Annotated in this window: 12 protein-coding genes; 10 read left to right on the forward strand and 2 right to left on the reverse strand. The window is 65.9% G+C overall.

Going from position 1 to position 16,306, the window contains the following annotated elements:
* Positions 1–146 precede the first annotated feature (146 nt).
* The gene (locus C4E04_RS13530) at positions 147–593 is read right to left on the reverse strand and encodes a Crp/Fnr family transcriptional regulator (protein WP_109598039.1); all 447 of its coding nucleotides are present in this window, start codon (positions 591–593) and stop codon (positions 147–149) included.
* Positions 590–3,307, reverse strand: coding sequence for an ABC transporter ATP-binding protein (locus C4E04_RS13535; RefSeq protein WP_109598040.1), 2,718 nt, complete (start codon positions 3,305–3,307; stop codon positions 590–592). The genes C4E04_RS13530 and C4E04_RS13535 overlap by 4 nt, the downstream gene beginning before the upstream one ends.
* Positions 3,308–3,493: 186 nt before the next feature.
* On the opposite strand from C4E04_RS13535, the gene C4E04_RS13540 reads away from it, so the two are divergent.
* The 10 genes from C4E04_RS13540 (at position 3,494) to C4E04_RS13585 (ending at position 16,301) form a co-directional block, all read left to right on the forward strand.
* On the forward strand, positions 3,494–4,738 hold the full coding sequence (locus C4E04_RS13540) for a glycosyltransferase family protein (RefSeq protein WP_109598042.1): 1,245 nt from the start codon (positions 3,494–3,496) through the stop codon (positions 4,736–4,738).
* An 11-nt stretch (positions 4,739–4,749) separates the two neighbouring features.
* Entirely contained in the window at positions 4,750–6,021 is a 1,272-nt protein-coding gene (locus C4E04_RS13545; protein ID WP_109598044.1) for a glycosyltransferase family 4 protein, read from the forward strand.
* The gene (locus tag C4E04_RS13550) at positions 6,018–7,157 is read left to right on the forward strand and encodes a glycosyltransferase family 4 protein (protein WP_245416103.1); all 1,140 of its coding nucleotides are present in this window, start codon (positions 6,018–6,020) and stop codon (positions 7,155–7,157) included. The genes C4E04_RS13545 and C4E04_RS13550 overlap by 4 nt, the downstream gene beginning before the upstream one ends.
* Positions 7,145–9,070: a glycosyltransferase gene (locus C4E04_RS13555; RefSeq protein ID WP_109598046.1), complete on the forward strand. Its 1,926-nt coding sequence runs from the start codon at positions 7,145–7,147 to the stop codon at positions 9,068–9,070. Before C4E04_RS13550 ends, C4E04_RS13555 begins: the two co-directional genes overlap by 13 nt.
* A 37-nt stretch (positions 9,071–9,107) precedes the next feature.
* Entirely contained in the window at positions 9,108–10,973 is a 1,866-nt protein-coding gene (locus C4E04_RS13560) for an ABC transporter ATP-binding protein (protein WP_109598048.1), read from the forward strand.
* Positions 10,970–12,889, forward strand: a complete 1,920-nt coding sequence (locus tag C4E04_RS13565) for an ABC transporter substrate-binding protein (protein ID WP_109598050.1) — start codon at positions 10,970–10,972, stop codon at positions 12,887–12,889. The genes C4E04_RS13560 and C4E04_RS13565 overlap by 4 nt, the downstream gene beginning before the upstream one ends.
* A complete protein-coding gene (locus tag C4E04_RS13570; RefSeq protein WP_109598052.1) occupies positions 12,886–13,905 on the forward strand; it encodes an ABC transporter permease in 1,020 nt (339 codons plus the stop codon). Before C4E04_RS13565 ends, C4E04_RS13570 begins: the two co-directional genes overlap by 4 nt.
* Complete coding sequence (locus C4E04_RS13575; protein WP_109598054.1) at positions 13,902–15,065, forward strand: ABC transporter permease; 1,164 nt, start codon at positions 13,902–13,904, stop codon at positions 15,063–15,065. The genes C4E04_RS13570 and C4E04_RS13575 overlap by 4 nt, the downstream gene beginning before the upstream one ends.
* 154 nt (positions 15,066–15,219) lie before the next feature.
* Positions 15,220–15,828, forward strand: a complete 609-nt coding sequence (locus C4E04_RS13580; protein ID WP_109598056.1) for a hypothetical protein — start codon at positions 15,220–15,222, stop codon at positions 15,826–15,828.
* Between the two features lie 95 nt (positions 15,829–15,923).
* Complete coding sequence (locus tag C4E04_RS13585) at positions 15,924–16,301, forward strand: putative quinol monooxygenase (RefSeq protein ID WP_109601119.1); 378 nt, start codon at positions 15,924–15,926, stop codon at positions 16,299–16,301.
* Positions 16,302–16,306 lie beyond the last annotated feature (5 nt).

The following is a 16,306-nucleotide window of genomic DNA, read 5'->3' on the forward strand; positions in this document are numbered from 1 at the left end:
GGGCCCCGCCGGATGGCTGGGCCCCCCTTTGTGTCATTCTGGGACAAGGGTTGGCCGCAAGTTGTGTCGATAATCGGTCAGCTTGACCGTAAGAATGTGTTTTTCCTGGGAAATTTCCAGTTAACGAAGGGTTTTCATCCTAAATATCAGGAACCCGATTGCGCCACGAGCTGGGCATTCGTCTGTTCGAGGCGCTTTGCCAGCTCCCGCATGACCGCCAGGGACATCTGCGGGAACTGGGCCAGAAGCTCCAGGAAGACCCTCTTGTCGATCCTCAGGGCCGTGGTGGGCTCCGCCGCCATGATGGAGGCGGAGCGCGGCGTGTCGGAGAGAATGCCCATCTCGCCCACGAGCGCGTTTTCGCCCAGCTCGGCCACCTTGATCTCCCCATGGGGCGTATCGAGGAGTACCTGGGCTCTCCCGTCGAGGATCACGAAGGCGGCGTCCGCCGCGTCTCCCTGGGAAAAGAACCGTTGCCCGCCGGCGAACTGGACCCGCTCGCTGGTGAAGGCGAGAAGCTTCAATCGGGCCGGATCGATGTCGCGGAACATCGGCACCTGGCGCAGTGATTGAACCTCGGCCTCAAGGGTCATGCAACCTCTCCTGCTATGGGTTGGGAGTCCGGCGCGGGCGTCTCGGCCCGCCTTGCCGGAGCATTCCGGGTATCTGTGAGGATCTGCCCGTCGCGGAAGCGCACGAGCACGTCGAAACCGTTCGCCTGCCGGTCGTTGGGGAGCACCATGAACAGGCTCCGCCCTTCCGTCAGTTCGAAAAGGACCTCGATCATCTTTTGGCTGCGCGCCTCGTCGAAGGCCGAGAGCGCACCGTCGAGCACCAGGATGTCCGGGCGCTTCACCAGGCAGCGGGCAAGGTTGATGCAGGCCCGCTCCTGCGGCGAGAGAAGGCGGCCCGCGGTGCCGACCTGATGGTCGAGCCCGATCCGCTCGATGTCTTCAAGCAGGTCCATGTCCCGTACGACGGTGGATACCGCCTCGGCCACCCGCGCCTGCGCATTGGCGACCCGGTAGCTGATGCGGCCGAAAAGAAGGTTATCCCTCAATGGGGCAGCCGCACAGATCTTTTCCGGATCATAGAACTCGACACCGTCCGCATCGGCCGTCTGAAGCATCTCGCGCACGAGCCGGCGCGCATGGACGAGCAGAAGCTTCAGATGATCGTCGAGGAGCCCCAAACGGTGACGGGGCTCGATATAGGCCAGGGGCAGGGACAGGAGCTTGGCCCGCTCCTCCTTGGAAAGGGCCGCGTTGGAACGGGAATGCCTGCGCAGGATCGCCTCGAACTCCGTCAGCTCCTCGGCGCCGATGAATGAAAACTGCTCGAACAGGGAATGGCCCGGCGGCAGCCCTTCGAAAATCTCCGTCATGGTCTCGGCGATCTGCAGGCCCATATGGACGAGATCGTCGCTGAGTCCAGCGCGCTCGATGGCGTCCCGGAAATCGGGATTGTAGGCCAGGTTGCGCCCCCGGAATTCGTCCGTCTTCGGAACACCGAACAGGAGGTTCTCGGCGATGGTGGTCTGGTCGTTGTAGCTCTCGGGATCGAACGGATCCACGAGCCCGGCCATCCCCTCGGCCTGGAAGGTCTCGCGCAGGCGGTGGCGTGCCTCGACGATTCGCTCCGCCAGCTCGGGCTCCTGATCGGGGACGATCCATCCGGCAAGACCGAAGAGATAGATCTCCCCGCCCATCCCGAGCTTGTTGAGAATCTTCACGAGGATCCGGTCGAGATCCTCCTCGTCCTCGGCACCGACCTGCGCGTAGTCGATCCACTGGTCCCCGATGCTCTCAACAGGGTTCCCGGTCCGCTGAGCCTCCAGGATCCGGCGGTTTTCCTCGCGCGTCGATGTCCCGTCCTGCCCGAGCGGGCGATGGCGCAGGCCGTAGATCAGGTTCTCGCGGATCGTGCCGGGAAACAGGATCGGATCGATGCCCGCATAGGCCAGTCGCCGGCCGCTCACCGTGAGGGGAATCTGATGAAGCTCGCGCTCGCCGATGCGGATCTGCCCGCTGAAACCGTTGGTCCGCCGCGCCAGGATACGCGCCAGGATGCTGGCGGCGCCTCCACCGTTCGACACGATGGCGACCTTTGCGGGCAGCATGATCTCGAAGGATGCGCCATCGAGGACCATGCCCCCATGGGCATCGCTGACGCGCAGCTCTTCGGCCTGGAGAAGCCCCGTGAGAGCCTCGTCCCGCTCCTTTCCGTCCCGCGCCGTCAGAAGCGGGAGAAGCCGCTCCTCGGCAAAATGCTCGGTAACCTGGTCGTATTTGACCTGAACGTCGAGGCGCTGCTGGTCCCAGTCGATCAGCTCCTTGAGGGGCGGCGGCAGCTCCCGGTAGGCCCCGATGACGGCGACGAGCTGGCCGATGTCCAGGGTGCCGCGGATCGCGAAATAGCCGCCCACCGCATAGAAGAAGAACGGCGTCAGCTGGGACAGGAAATTGTTGAGGAATTTGACGACGAATTTGCGATTGTAGATCTGCACGCGCAGGTCGAAGAGACGGAAGAGCCGATGGCCGATCTCGGCCTTCTCCCAGCCATAGGCATTGTGCACATGCACGGCCTCGATGCCGTCGAGCACCTCGCCGATGCGCCCGGCGAGCTCCCGCGAGGCGAGCTGGCGCTGTTTGCCCAGCCGCAGCAATTCCCGGCGCAGATAGGGGATGACCGTGAACTGGATCCCCACCACCGCAATCGCCATGAGGCCGAGCCAAAGGTTCTGCACGATGATGAAGAACAGGGCTGTGAGGGCCTGCGTGCCGAGGAAGATCGGCGTGATGAACGCATCCCCGATGAAGCCGCCGACCGGCTCCACCTCGTCCTTGATGATGGTCGCGGTCTCGGACGACTTAACCGTACGTAAGGCCTCGGGCGTGAAGCGCAGCACCATGGTGAACAGGTCGAAGCGCATCCGCCGGAGCATGCGCTCGCCCAGCACCCCCTTGGCGACGTTGATCCAGTATTTGAACGCGCCGTTGATGATGACGAAGAACAGGAACAGGCAGGAGAGCCCGAGCAGGAGCCCTATGCGGCCGACTTCGAATCCGTCGAAGATGTGGAAGGACTGGCCCCCGAGCCAGTTGGGCAGGTGCAGGTCGAGCTTGAGAAAGGGCGCGGTCGCCTGTCCCTCCCGGAAGGCTTCGCCCTGGATGGCCTGATTCACGATCTGGCGGGGCAGGTCCAGAGAGGCGAAGTAAAAGGGCTGGGAAGCGAGCACGACGGCGCACACGATCAGCTGATCGCGCTTCGAGTGCGTCCAGATATATCGAAACAGGCTCTTTTCCATCGGCGCGACGATACCATCTTCGGTTCGTCAAACCATCCCTCTTCGCCTCTTTCCCTCTGGACGTTCTGCCATAACTTCCTTCATGGGTGTGTTGTGTGCTCTTGCAACGGAATGGGCAGCTGCCCTAACGTTCGGTGGGCGCCGGCAAAGAATGCCTCTGTGTAAAAACCTTGTCAGGACTTGAGGATGGATCACCTAACGCAGCTTCCGTCGGGGCGCTCCGACGGCGCCCGGGTCCTGATCTACAGCCATGACACGTTCGGCCTGGGGCACCTGCGCCGCTCCCGGGCCATCGCCAACGCCATCTCGCAGGAGCAGGCCGATTGCTCCATCGTGATCATCTCGGGTTCGCCCGTGATCGGCAATTTCGAGTTCGGCAGCGGGGTGGACTACATCCGCATTCCGGGCGTGACCAAGCTTCCGGACGGGGATTACCGTAGCCTCAACCTCAATCTGGACCTCGACGAGGCGGTCGGCCTGCGCCAGGCCCTCATTCTCCAGGCTGCCCAGTCGTTCAGGCCCGACGTGTTCATCGTCGACAAGGAGCCCGCAGGCTTCCGGGGCGAGGTGGTTCCCGCGCTCGATTATTTGGAAAGCCAGGGCTGCCGACGGGTGCTCGGCATTCGCGACGTCATGGACGAGCCGGCACTGCTGGTGCCCGAATGGGAGCGAAAGGGCGCGAAGGACATCCTGATCCGCGCCTATGACGAGATCTGGGTCTACGGGCTCGAGGACGTCTACCGCCCGCTCGCGGCCCTCGACCTTCCGGCCGAGGTAGAGAAGCGCATTACCTATACGGGCTACCTGCGCCGGGAAGTGCCGCCGACCCCTTCCCTCACCCGCTACCCCAAGCTCACCAAGCAGCCCTTCATTCTGGTGACCACCGGCGGGGGCGGCGACGGGGACGACCTGATCGACTGGGTGATCTCGGCCTACGAGCATGACGAAGACATCGCCATGCCGGCCCTCATCGTGTTCGGCCCCTTCGTGAACCGGGACATGCGCCGCTCCTTCATGGAGCGGATCGCCCGGCATCCGAAGCTCGACGCCATCTCGTTCGACACCAAGATTGAGCACCTGATGCAGAAGGCAGCCGCCATCGTCGCGATGGGCGGCTACAACACGTTCTGCGAGATCCTGTCCTTCGACAAGCGGGCCCTGATCGTGCCGCGCACCCGGCCGCGGCTGGAGCAGCACATCCGGGCCGTGGCGGCGGAGCGCCTGGGGCTGGTTCGGATGCTGAGCGATTACGGAGCGCCGCGCACCCCTGACCGGATGGCCGAGGCCCTGAAAGGCCTCGCAGACCAGCCGCGACCCTCTGAGGTGGTGATCCCGGGTCTTCTCGAAGGGCTTGACCGGGTCCAGGAGCGGCTTAAGGCTCTCATCGGGTCCAAGGCTCCCTTCCTCCCCGCCCGGCACGCCGCAGAATAATATCGACAAGGATGCCATCCGCTTCTTCCCCGCAGCGCATCGCGATTGCCGTCAAAGGCTATCCGCGCCTGTCCGAAACCTTTATCGCCCAGGAGATCCTCGCCCTCGAGAACCGGGGTCTCTCCCTGGAGATCTGGTCCCTCCGGCACCCGACCGAGAAGGCCGTTCACCCAATGAACCGCCAGATCAGGGCGCGGGTCTCCTATCTGCCGGAATATCTCTACGAGGAGCCCCTGCGCGTGCTGAAGGGGGCGGCCTGGAGCATCCGGCAGCCCGGCTTCAGGGCCTTGATGCGCGCCTTCTTCGCCGACCTGAAGCGGGACTTCACGGCCAATCGGGTGCGCCGCCTGGGCCAGGCCTTCGTCATGGGGCGCGAACTATCGCCGGACGTGAGGCACCTGCACGTCCACTACCTGCACACTCCCGCCTCCGTGGTGCGCTACGCGGCCCTCCTGACCGGCCGCACCTGGACCTTCTCGGCCCATGCCAAGGATATCTGGACCACGCCCGACTGGGAGAAGAGCGAGAAACTGGCCGAGGCCCTCTGGGGCGTGACCTGCACGGCCGAAGGCGCCCGGCACCTCCAGGCCCTCGCGCCGCGTCCGGATCGGGTGTCCCTCGTCTATCACGGGCTCGACCTGTCCCGCTTCCCTCCGCCTCCGGAGGCGCGCCCTGCCCGGGATGGGACGGATCCGGCCGATCCGGTCCGCATCGTCTCGGTGGGCCGGGCCGTGGCCAAGAAGGGCTTCGGCGACCTCCTGAAGGCCCTGGCGGCCTTGCCGCCGGATCTGCACTGGCGCTTCGCCCATGTGGGCGGCGGCGAGCTTCTGGAGAGCCTGAAGACCCAGGCGAAGCAGAACGGAATCGCCGACAAGGTCGCGTTTCTGGGTCCGAAGGCGCAGCCGGACGTGGTCGCTCTCCTGCGGGAGGCGGACCTCTTCGTCCTCCCATCCAAGAAGGCGCGGTCCGGTGACCAGGACGGCCTGCCGAACGTCCTCATGGAGGCGGCCGCGCAGAGCCTCGCCATCGTGGCGAGCGATTTCGCCGGCATTCCCGAATTCATCCGCAGTGGCCAGGAGGGTGAGCTTGTCCCGCCGGGCGAGTGGGAAGCGCTCTCCAATGCCCTGAACCTGCTGGCCCGGGAGCCGGAACGGCGGCGCGCCTATGGGGCAGCGGCCTATGAGCGCCTGCGGCGAGAGTTCTCCATGGAAGGCGGCATCGACGTGCTGGAGGAGCGCTTCCGCGCCCTTAACGAGCGTGCGCCCGAGAGCGCGGCTGCGTGACCCGGCTTCCCGTCGCCTTCTACGCCCCCCTGAAAAGCCCGAACCACCCTTCCCCGTCGGGCGACCGGGCCATGGCCCGGCTTCTCCTGAAAGCCCTGGAGGAAGCCGGATTCCGGCCGGACCTCGCCAGCGAGCTGCGGACCCTCGACCGGGACGGGAATGCCGGGCCTCAAGAAGAGATCAGGACCCGCTCCGACGAGGAGGCGATCGCCCTGATCGCCGCCTATGAGCGCCTGCCCCCGTCCGAACGGCCGCGCCTGTGGTTCACCTATCACGTCTATTACAAGGCGCCGGACTGGATCGGCCCCCGGGTGGCCGAGGCCCTGGGCATTCCCTATGTGGTCGCCGAGGGCTCGCGGGCGCAGAAACGCGCGGACGGCCCATGGGCCATCGGCCATCGCGGCGCCGAGGAGGCGCTCGACCACGCCGGGATCGTGTTCGCCATGACGGACCACGACAGGAAAGCGCTCGAGGCTGCCCGGCCCGCCCATCAGGCCATCGTCGACCTGCCTCCGTTCCTGGACATCGCCGAATGGGGCCCGCTTTCGTCTCGCCCCGCCCGACAGGACCCGCGGCTCCTCGCGGTCGCGATGATGCGCCCAGGCGACAAGCTCGCGTCCTACCGGATCCTGGCCGAGGCCCTGAGCCGCCTCGGGGACAGACTCTGGAGTCTCGATATCGTGGGCGACGGCGAGGCACGGGAGGAGATCGAGGCGCTGTTTGCCCCCTCCGGCGGACGGGTCCGGTTCCACGGTCAGGTCGAGGACAGGGAACAGCTGCGCGCTCTCTACGAAGAGGCCGGTCTGTTCGTGTGGCCGGCCGTGAACGAGGCTTACGGGATGGTCTTCCTGGAAGCGCAGCTTTTCGGATGCCCGGTCGTCGCGGGTGCCTATGGGGGCGTCGCAGGCGTCGTCCGGGACGGGACGAGTGGTCTTCTCGTGTCGCCCGGCGACCCGGACGCCTTTGCGCGAGGGATCGCAACCCTCCTCGACGACCCGGATGAGCGCAGTCGCATGGGAGAGGCGGCCCGCCTGTTCGTGACGACGGAGCGCAGCCTCGCACATGCTGCCACCCGCCTGCGCGACACCCTGATGCCGCTGGTCGAGACCGGGAGCCCGTCGTCATGCGGGTCCTGATCGCCGTAACCCATCTCCTCGGGGGAGGACATCTCACCCGCGCCGCAGCTCTGGCCCGGGCCTTCGCGGAGGCCGGCCACGACACCACCCTCGTGTCGGGCGGAAGCCCTATCCCCCTGCCGTCCCTCGGACAGGTCCGCCTCATTCAGCTGCCTCCGGTCCGAACCGTTGGGACCGATTTCAGGACCCTTCTCGACGAGGCCGGAGCGCCCGCCTCTGCCGAAAGGCTGGCGGACCGACGCGACCTCCTCCTGCGGACCCTCGATGCGGTACGCCCGCAGGTCGTGATCACAGAGCTTTTCCCCTTCGGCCGCAGGGTGTTGGCGGCGGAATTCGAAGCTCTGCTGGAGGCCGCACAGGACCTCGCGCCGCGCCCTCTCATCGTGGCGTCGATCCGCGACATCCTCGTGGCCCCATCGAAACCGGAGCGGCTCGACGAGACCCGTCGACGTCTGGCGCGCTTCTACGACACCGTCCTCATGCACGGAGACCCGGCCCTCGTTCCCCTGGAAGCATCCTGGCCCGTGGACGATGCGCTTCGGGACATGCTGCACGTCACCGGCTACGTGGACGAAAGCCCCGAGACCGTCGCCTCCGGCAGCCGGAGCGGCATCGTCGTATCCGGTGGGTCGAGCGCCACGAGCCTGCCCGTCTACCGCGCAGCCCTGGAGGCGGCGCGGCTCATCACCGACCGTCCCTGGCACATCCTGGTCGGCCGCGGCGTCGCGGAGGCCGATATCGAGTCGCTGGCGCGGGAAGCGCCGCCCCACGTGAAGGTGGAGCGGACGCGGCCCGATTTCCGTGCCCTGCTCGGCACGGCCGAATTGTCGGTGAGCCAGGCCGGCTACAATACCTGCGTCGATCTCCTGCGCGCCGGGGTACGGGCGGTCCTGGTGCCCTTCGAGGCCGGCCGGGAGACCGAACAGCGCCTTCGGGCCGAACGCCTCCGGAGCCTCGGCATTGCCGAAATCGTGCCCGAGGCGGACCTTTCAGGCGAGACTCTGGCCGAAGCCATCCGCCGCCGCCTCGCGGCGCCCCCGTCGGGGCCACTTCCCGTTTCCCTCGACGGGGCACGGCGCAGCGTCGCCATCGTGGAGGGCCTCGTCCCGTCCGCGCCCGCCCTGCACGGAAAGCTCGACTGGTCACCCCTCGACAAGGCCCTGGCACGCTCAAGGGACCAGGGCCTGCCCATCCGCTTTTGGTGGCGGGACGATGACGCTGTAGCGGCGACACCCCAGCTCGACAGGCTGCTGGAGCTGGCGAACCGCTACGAGGCCGGAATCGCCCTTGCGTGCATTCCGGCCCATCTCGAGCCGTCGCTTACCGAACGCCTCCGCGGCGAGGACCGAGCCTTCGCCCTGGTGCACGGCTTCAGCCATACCAATCATGCGCCCCCGGGCGACAAGAAAGCCGAGTTCGGGCCGCATCGGCCCGTCCAGACCATGGCACAGGAAGCCGCGGACGCTCTGGCGCGGGCGCGCCCCCAGCTCGGAGAGCGGCTTTTGCCGGTCTTCGTGCCGCCCTGGAACCGGATCGCGCCCGCGCTGGTCCCCGCCCTGCCCCGCCTGGGCTACCGCGCTCTCTCGACCTTCCGGGACCGGAGAGCAGCCCGGACAGCCGAGGGCCTGGTGATCGTCAACACCCACGTGGACCCTATCGACTGGCACGGCACCCGCAGCCTTTTGGATCCCGACGGGCTGGTCCGCAATCTCGCGGATGCAGTGGAGCGGCGGCTTTCCGGGGACGCCGATGCCCTGGAGCCGGTCGGGTTTCTCACCCATCACCTCATCCACGACGAGAAGCTCTGGACATTTTGCGAGAACCTGTTGGTTTATCTGTCACGAAACAATGCAATTTTCGCATCCATCGGCGGGTTACCATATGACAAAATCGGGATCACTGCCGACCCGTAATGCGTTATTGTGACGTGCTGCGTAGCCGGAGGAGTTCATGGACAAGCCGCTCCTGTCGATCCGCGACCTTGCGGTCGACTTCGAGACCGAAACCGGACGGTTTCGGGCCGTCGATGGCTTGTCCTTCGACATTCCCAAAGGGAAGACCGTGGCCCTTGTCGGGGAATCCGGCTCCGGCAAGTCGGTGACGGCCCAGGCAATCCTCCAGATCCTTCCGAAGAAGGCCCGCATCAGCGCAGGCTCGATCCTGTTCGACGATCCGGCCCGGGATCTGCCGCTCGACATCGCAGGCCTAGATCCGGCGGGCTCAGGGATGCGCGAATTGCGCGGCGGCCGCATTTCCATGATCTTCCAGGAGCCCATGACGTCCCTGTCGCCGCTCCACACCATCGGCGACCAGATTTCGGAAGCGCTCGTCATCCACGCGAAGGTCTCCCAGGCGGAAGCCCTGGAGCGCACCAAGGACGTGTTGGCCCGCGTCGGCTTTCCCGATCCGCGACGGGCCCTGCGGACCTATCCGTTCGAATTGTCCGGCGGCCTGCGGCAGCGCGCGATGATCGCCATGGCGCTCATCACCCATCCGGCCCTTCTGATCGCCGACGAGCCCACGACCGCGCTTGACGTGACGACCCAGGCGCAGATTCTCGACCTCATCAAGGAGCTGCAGGTCGAGACCGGCATGTCGGTCCTGCTCATCACGCACGACCTCGGGGTCGTCGCCAACGTGGCTGACGAAGTGGTCGTGATGTATCGCGGCAAGGTCATGGAAGCCGGTTCGCGGGAGGCGATCTTCCGCCAGCCGGAGCATCCCTATCTCCAGGCGCTCATGCGCGCGGTCCCACGCTTCGCCATGGGCGAGGACGAGCGGCTGACGCCGATCCGTGAAGTGAAGAGCGCCACGCTCGCCGAGGCCCATAAGCCCGAGCGCGTGGAGCCGAAGGGCCCCATCCTCAAGGCCGTGGACCTCACGAAGACCTTCACCCTGCGGTCCGGCTGGTTCTCGGGCAAGCTCCGCACGATCCACGCGGTCAACGGAGTGTCCCTTGCGCTGCCGGCCGGCGAGACCCTGGGGCTCGTGGGCGAATCCGGCTGCGGCAAGACCACGGTCTCCAAGATCATCATGCGGGCGATGGAGCCGAATTCCGGCACGGTGCTCTTCGACGACGGCACCGGGCCGCGCAATGTGCACGAGCTCGACGGCGAAGCCCTGAAGGATTACCGGCGCAGCGTCCAGTTCATCTTCCAGGACCCGTTCTCATCCCTCAACCCGCGGATGACCGTCTACGAGATCCTGACCGAACCGCTGATCATCCACGGCATCGGCGACGAGGACATGCGCTACCAGCGCGCCAAGCAGCTCCTCGACATGGTGGGCCTGGACCGTCGCGCCCTGCGGCGTTACCCGCATTCCTTCTCGGGCGGTCAGCGCCAGAGGCTTGGCATCGCGCGGGCGCTCGCGCTGGAGCCGCGGGTACTGATCTGCGACGAGCCGGTCTCGGCCCTCGACGTCTCGGTGCAGGCGCAGGTGCTCAACCTTCTCAAGGACCTGCAATCGGCCCTCGGCCTCTCCTACCTGTTCGTGTCGCACAATCTCGCGGTGGTGGATTACATCGCGGACACCATCGCGGTGATGTGCCGGGGCTATATCGTCGAGCAGGCACCCAAGACGTCCCTGTTCCGCAATCCGGTGCATCCCTACACTCAGGCGCTTCTCGCCGCCGTGCCGGATCCCGATATCGACCGGCCGCTCGACTTCGCGAAGCTGCGCGCAGGCCGCTTCTCTCATCCGGGCGAATGGCCGGAGCCTTTCCGGCTCAAGGACGGCGAGACCGGAATCATGAAGGAAATCGAGCCGGGCCACCTTGTGCGGCTGGGTCGGCTCCCCTTGGAGGAGGCCGCATGATGTCGATGCTTCCGCGCCTGAAGGCCGGCCTGCTGGCCCTTCTGCTCGCCTGCCCGGCCCTGCCCGCCCTCGCGGCCGATTATGCCGAGCAGCCCTATTTCGCCGAGAAGGTCGCCCGGAAGGAGCTGCCGCCGGTCTCGGAGCGGGTGCCCCAGACGCCTTACGTCTCCGAAGAGGCTAGCGGCCAGTACGGCGGCGACATCGTCACGCTGGTGGCCCGCGCCCGCGACATCCGCTACATCAGCACCTACGCCTATTCCCGTCTGGTCGGCTACGACCGGAACCTGGAGCTGCGGCCCGACATCCTCGAGAAGTACGAGGATGAGGACGACCGGGTCTTCACCTTCACGATCCGGGAGGGCCACCGCTGGTCCGACGGGCATCCGTTCACGGCAGAGGATTTCCGGTACTATTGGGAAGACGTTGCCCTGAACAAGGACCTGTCGCCCGCCGGAGTGCCCGAATTCATGATGGTGGGAGGCAAGCCGGCCAAGTTCGAGGTGCTCGACGAGCGCACGGTGCGCTACACCTTCGACAAGCCCAATCCGCGCTTCCTGCCCCACCTCGCCGGCCCGGTCGATGCGGCCATCTATCGCCCGGCCCATTACCTGAAGCAGTACCACGCGAAATATGCCGACAAGGCGAAGCTCGACGAGGCCGCCAAGGCCCAGAAGCTGAAATCCTGGGCGGCCCTGCACAACCGCCTCGACGACCTGAAGGAGCACACCAACCCGGACGAGCCTGTGCTCCAGGCCTGGCGCGTCACCAACCGGGCGCCCGCCAACCGCTTCGTCTTCGAGCGCAATCCCTTCTACCACCGGGTCGACGCCCATGGGCATCAGCTGCCCTATATCGACCGGATCATCATGGACGTGTCCTCGGGCGGGCTGTTCGCCGCCAAGGCCAATGCGGGAGAGGTGGACCTCCTCTTCCGCGGCATTTCCATGAGCGACATTCCGATCCTGAAGCAGGGCGAAAAGGCCCATGACTACACCACGCTCCTGTGGCCCTATGCCCGCGGCTCCGAGCTTGCGCTCTATCCCGATCTCAATGCGAAGGATCCGGTCTGGCGCGCGCTCAACCGGGATGTGCGCTACCGCCGGGCCCTGTCGCTCGCCATCGACCGCAAGACCCTGAACAACGTGTTCCTCTTCGGCCTCGGGATCGAGGGCAACAACACGGTCATGGAACAGAGTCCCCTTTCGTCCCCGGGCCTGCGCACCCTCAACGCCACCTACGACCCGGCCGAGGCCTCGCGGCTCCTCGACGAGATCGGCCTCTCCAAGCGCAATGCCGCCGGCACCCGGCTGCTGCCGGACGGGCGCGAGTTGGAAATCATCGTCGAGACGGATGGAGAAGCCAGCCACATCGTCGATGCTCTGACCCTCATCGGCGAGTTCTGGCGCGAGATCGGCGTCAGGCTCTTCGTGAAGCCCCAGGACCGGACGGTGCTGCGCAACCGGGCCTTCGCGGGGCTGACCAACATGGTGGCAGGCCAGGGTTTCGACAACGCCGTCCCGACGGCCATCATGCCGCCCAGCGAGTACGCCCCCATGCGCCAGGACAATTACGCCTGGCCGCAATGGGGCCAGTATGTGGAAACCAAGGGTAAGAACGGCGAGCCCGTGGACATTCCCGAGGCGCAGCGCCTTCTCGATCTCTATTCGGTCTGGATGAACACCGCGAACCACAACGTTCAGCGGGACGTCTGGACCGAGATGCTGCGCAACCACGCCGAGAACCAGTGGTCCATCGGCACGGTGGCGGGCGCCCTGCAGCCCATCGTGGTGCGCAACGGCCTCAAGGGCCTGCCCGCGAAGGCCCTCTATAGCTGGGAGCCGACGGCGCTGATCGGCATTTACCGGATCGACGAGATGTATTGGTCCAAGGCCGCCCTGAAAGAGGCCCGCAGATGATCCTTTTCCTGTTGCGTCGTTGCGTCACGATGATCGTGACGCTCCTGATCATTTCGGCTCTCGTCTTTCTCATCATCAAGCTCCCGCCGGGAGACTTCCTGACCAACCAGATCGCCGAGCTGCGTGCGCAGGGCGAGGCGGACGCCGCCGCGAAGGCGGAGTTCCTCATCAAGCAATACGGGCTCGACAAGCCTGTTTGGCAGCAATACCTCGTCTGGCTCGGCGCCATGCCCGGGCAGAACGGATTCTCGGGCCTGCTGCAGGGCGACTGGGGCTGGTCCTTCGAATATGACCGCCCGGTCACAGAGGTGGTGGGCGACGCGCTCTGGCTGACCCTCGTCGTCAACATCGCGGTGGTGATCTTCATCCACCTGATCTCGATCCCGATCGCCATCTATTCGGCGACGCGCCAGTACTCGGTCGGGGACTATATCGCCACCTTCATCGGCTATATCGGCTTGGCCACGCCCAGCTTTCTCCTGGCGCTCATCCTGCTCTACTACTTCAACCGATGGTTCGGGGTCTCGATCGGCGGTCTCTACGACGCGCGCTTTGCGGGCCAGCCCTGGACCTGGGCCAAGATCCAGTCGCTCCTCGCCCACCTGGTCGTGCCCACCCTGGTGATCGGTCTCGCGGGCACAGCCGCGATGATCCGGCGTATGCGCGCCAACCTGCTCGACGAACTTGGAAAGCAATATTACGTGACCGCGAAGGCGAAGGGGCTCGCGCCCAGCCGCGCCCTGCTGAAATATCCGTTCCGCATGTCGCTGAACCCCTTCATCGCCGATATCGGCAACCTGCTGCCGCATCTGGTGTCCGGCTCGGTGCTGGTTTCTCTCGTGCTCAGCCTCCCGACCGTCGGGCCGATCCTGCTCAGCGCCCTGAAAAGCCAGGACCAGTTCCTCGCCGGCTTCATCCTGATGTTCGTGGCGGTGCTCACGGTGCTCGGCATGCTGGTCTCCGACCTCCTCCTGGCCTGGCTTGACCCGCGCATCCGGGTGGGAGGCGGCCGATGACCGAGGTCGTTCCGCTCAAGGGTCACTACGTCAACAAGGAGCCGTTCGACCCCGGCGCCACCGAGCCAACCGGGACCGAGAGCGAGAGCTTCTACCGCGCCTCCTCCTGGCGCCTGATGTGGTGGAAGTTTCGCCGCCACAAGGTGGCCGTGGCGGCCGCCGCCATCCTGCTGGCCTTCTACCTGCTGATCCCCTTCGTCGAGGTGATCGCCCCCTACAACCAGACCAAGCGCAACGGGGACTTCATCTACGCGCCGCCCCAGTCCGTGCATCTGATGCATGAGGGCCGGTTCGTGGGCCCCTTCGTGTACCCTTACAAGTTCTCCTTCGACCTGGAGAGCTTCCGCCGGGTCTATACGACCGATACGTCGAAGCCCGAACCCATCCGCTTCTTCTGCCGGGGCGACTATTACGAGTTCTGGGGGCTCGTGACCTGGAACGTCCATCTGTTCTGCCCGCCCGAGAACGGGACCCTCTTCCTCTTCGGCACCGACAGGCTCGGTCGCGACATGTTCTCACGCATCATCTATGGGGCGCGGATCTCGCTCACCATCGGTATCGTGGGCATCGCCGTGTCGTTCACGCTCGGCCTCCTGTTCGGCGGGCTCGCGGGCTATCTCGGAGGCTGGGTGGACCATGTGATCCAGCGTCTGATCGAGATCCTGCGCTCGCTCCCGGAGCTTCCCCTGTGGCTTGCCCTGTCGGCCGCACTACCGGCCAACTGGAGCCCCATCCTGGTCTTCTTCGGCATCACCATCATCCTCGGCCTGCTCGACTGGCCGGGTCTTGCCCGGGCCGTGCGCTCGAAGCTGCTCTCCCTGCGTGAGGAGGATTTCGTGCGCGCCGCGGAGCTGATGGGCGCCTCGAAGGGGCGCATCATCGCGCGCCACCTCATCCCCAACTTCATGAGCCACCTCATCGCGTCCGCAACCCTTGCGATCCCGTCCATGATCCTCGGCGAGACTGCCCTGTCGTTCCTGGGGCTCGGCCTGCGGCCGCCGGTGACGAGTTGGGGCGTGCTGCTCAACGAGGCCCAGAATCTCGCGGCCGTCCAGCTTCATCCCTGGCTTCTCTTCCCCATCGTGCCGGTGGTGATCGTCGTCCTGGCGTTCAACTTCATGGGCGACGGCCTGCGCGACGCAGCGGACCCCTATCACTAGCCTGGAGACCCCGGCGATATTCGGGCGCTCTGGCAGACCGTGACCAGCAGGTCTAGAACCGAGGCCGAACTTGACGCTACGGTAGTTTATTGACGGATTGTTAAGGATAACGTGACCAAACTCCCGGCCATTCGTCCTCAACAGGGTCTGGGCCATGCGTGTCATCTTCGAGAAGGTGCTCTGGCAGGTGGCGCATGCCGACGCGCAGGCCGCGGCCCGGTCTCGAAAAGCCGGCCGTCCCGGGAGCCGCATGGAGGACATCATCCGCAAGCGCGATGCCGTTGCGGGGCGTGTCGTCCTCGGTTTCGGCTGCGCCCTCGCGGTCTCGTCCATTGCATTTGCGGGCTATGCGATCCAAGGCGGCGTGGAACGCTCGGACTTTCCCATGACCGTGCCTTCCCTGGCGAGTGCCTCGCAAGGGGAGAGCCGCGTCGCCTATCGCACCCGGATCCGGGAACCAGCCGTGACAGGGTCCACCGCCAGCCGGACGGTGATGACCCAACGTGACACCGCGGGCCCGGACGAGGCCGATTCCGGACGCGGCTACGTCCTCAGAAAGGTGCTGCGCAGGGGCGCCCTCGTGGAGGGTCCGGACGGGCTGCACGAGGTCGCGCCAGGCAGCGACCTGCCGGGTGCCGGGCGCGTCGTCTCCATCATCAGGTCCCAGGCCGGATGGGTGGTGGTGACCTCCGAAACCGTCATCCGGGAAGGCGCGGTTCTGGGCGCCGGCACCTCGCTCATGGCGTCCCGCGGCGCGAGCTGACGCCTTTTCGCGCCCTCCTTTACCTCTCAGGTCATCGCTTCCAGGTCGTTCCCACGGCAATCTTCGTCCGTCTCGGAACGAAAAGGATGATGACCATGCGGCACGATGCTCCCCTGACCGAACGTGAAGATACGGCGCGCCCCGCTCCGGGCGGCCCGCATGCCTTCACGGTCGAGTTCCGCCTGAAGCCCGGCTGCGCGGAGGCGTTCATGGATCTCCTGACCCCGGTTCTCGACGCCATGCGGCACGAGCCGACATTCATCAACGCCGTCCTGCATCGCGATCCGGAGGATGCGAACCGGTTCATGCTCTACGAAACCTGGGCAGATCTCCAGGACGTCATCGAGGTGCAGATCGGCCGGCCCTACCGGCAGGCCTTCTGGGACCGCCTCCCCGACCTGCTGGCGGAGCCGCGACGGATCGGAACCTGGCAGCCCATGCGTTCCGACTTTGCGTTCTTTTCGGCCTGGTGAAACGG

The organism is Microvirga sp. 17 mud 1-3 (assembly GCF_003151255.1).
GTDB lineage: Bacteria > Pseudomonadota > Alphaproteobacteria > Rhizobiales > Beijerinckiaceae > Microvirga.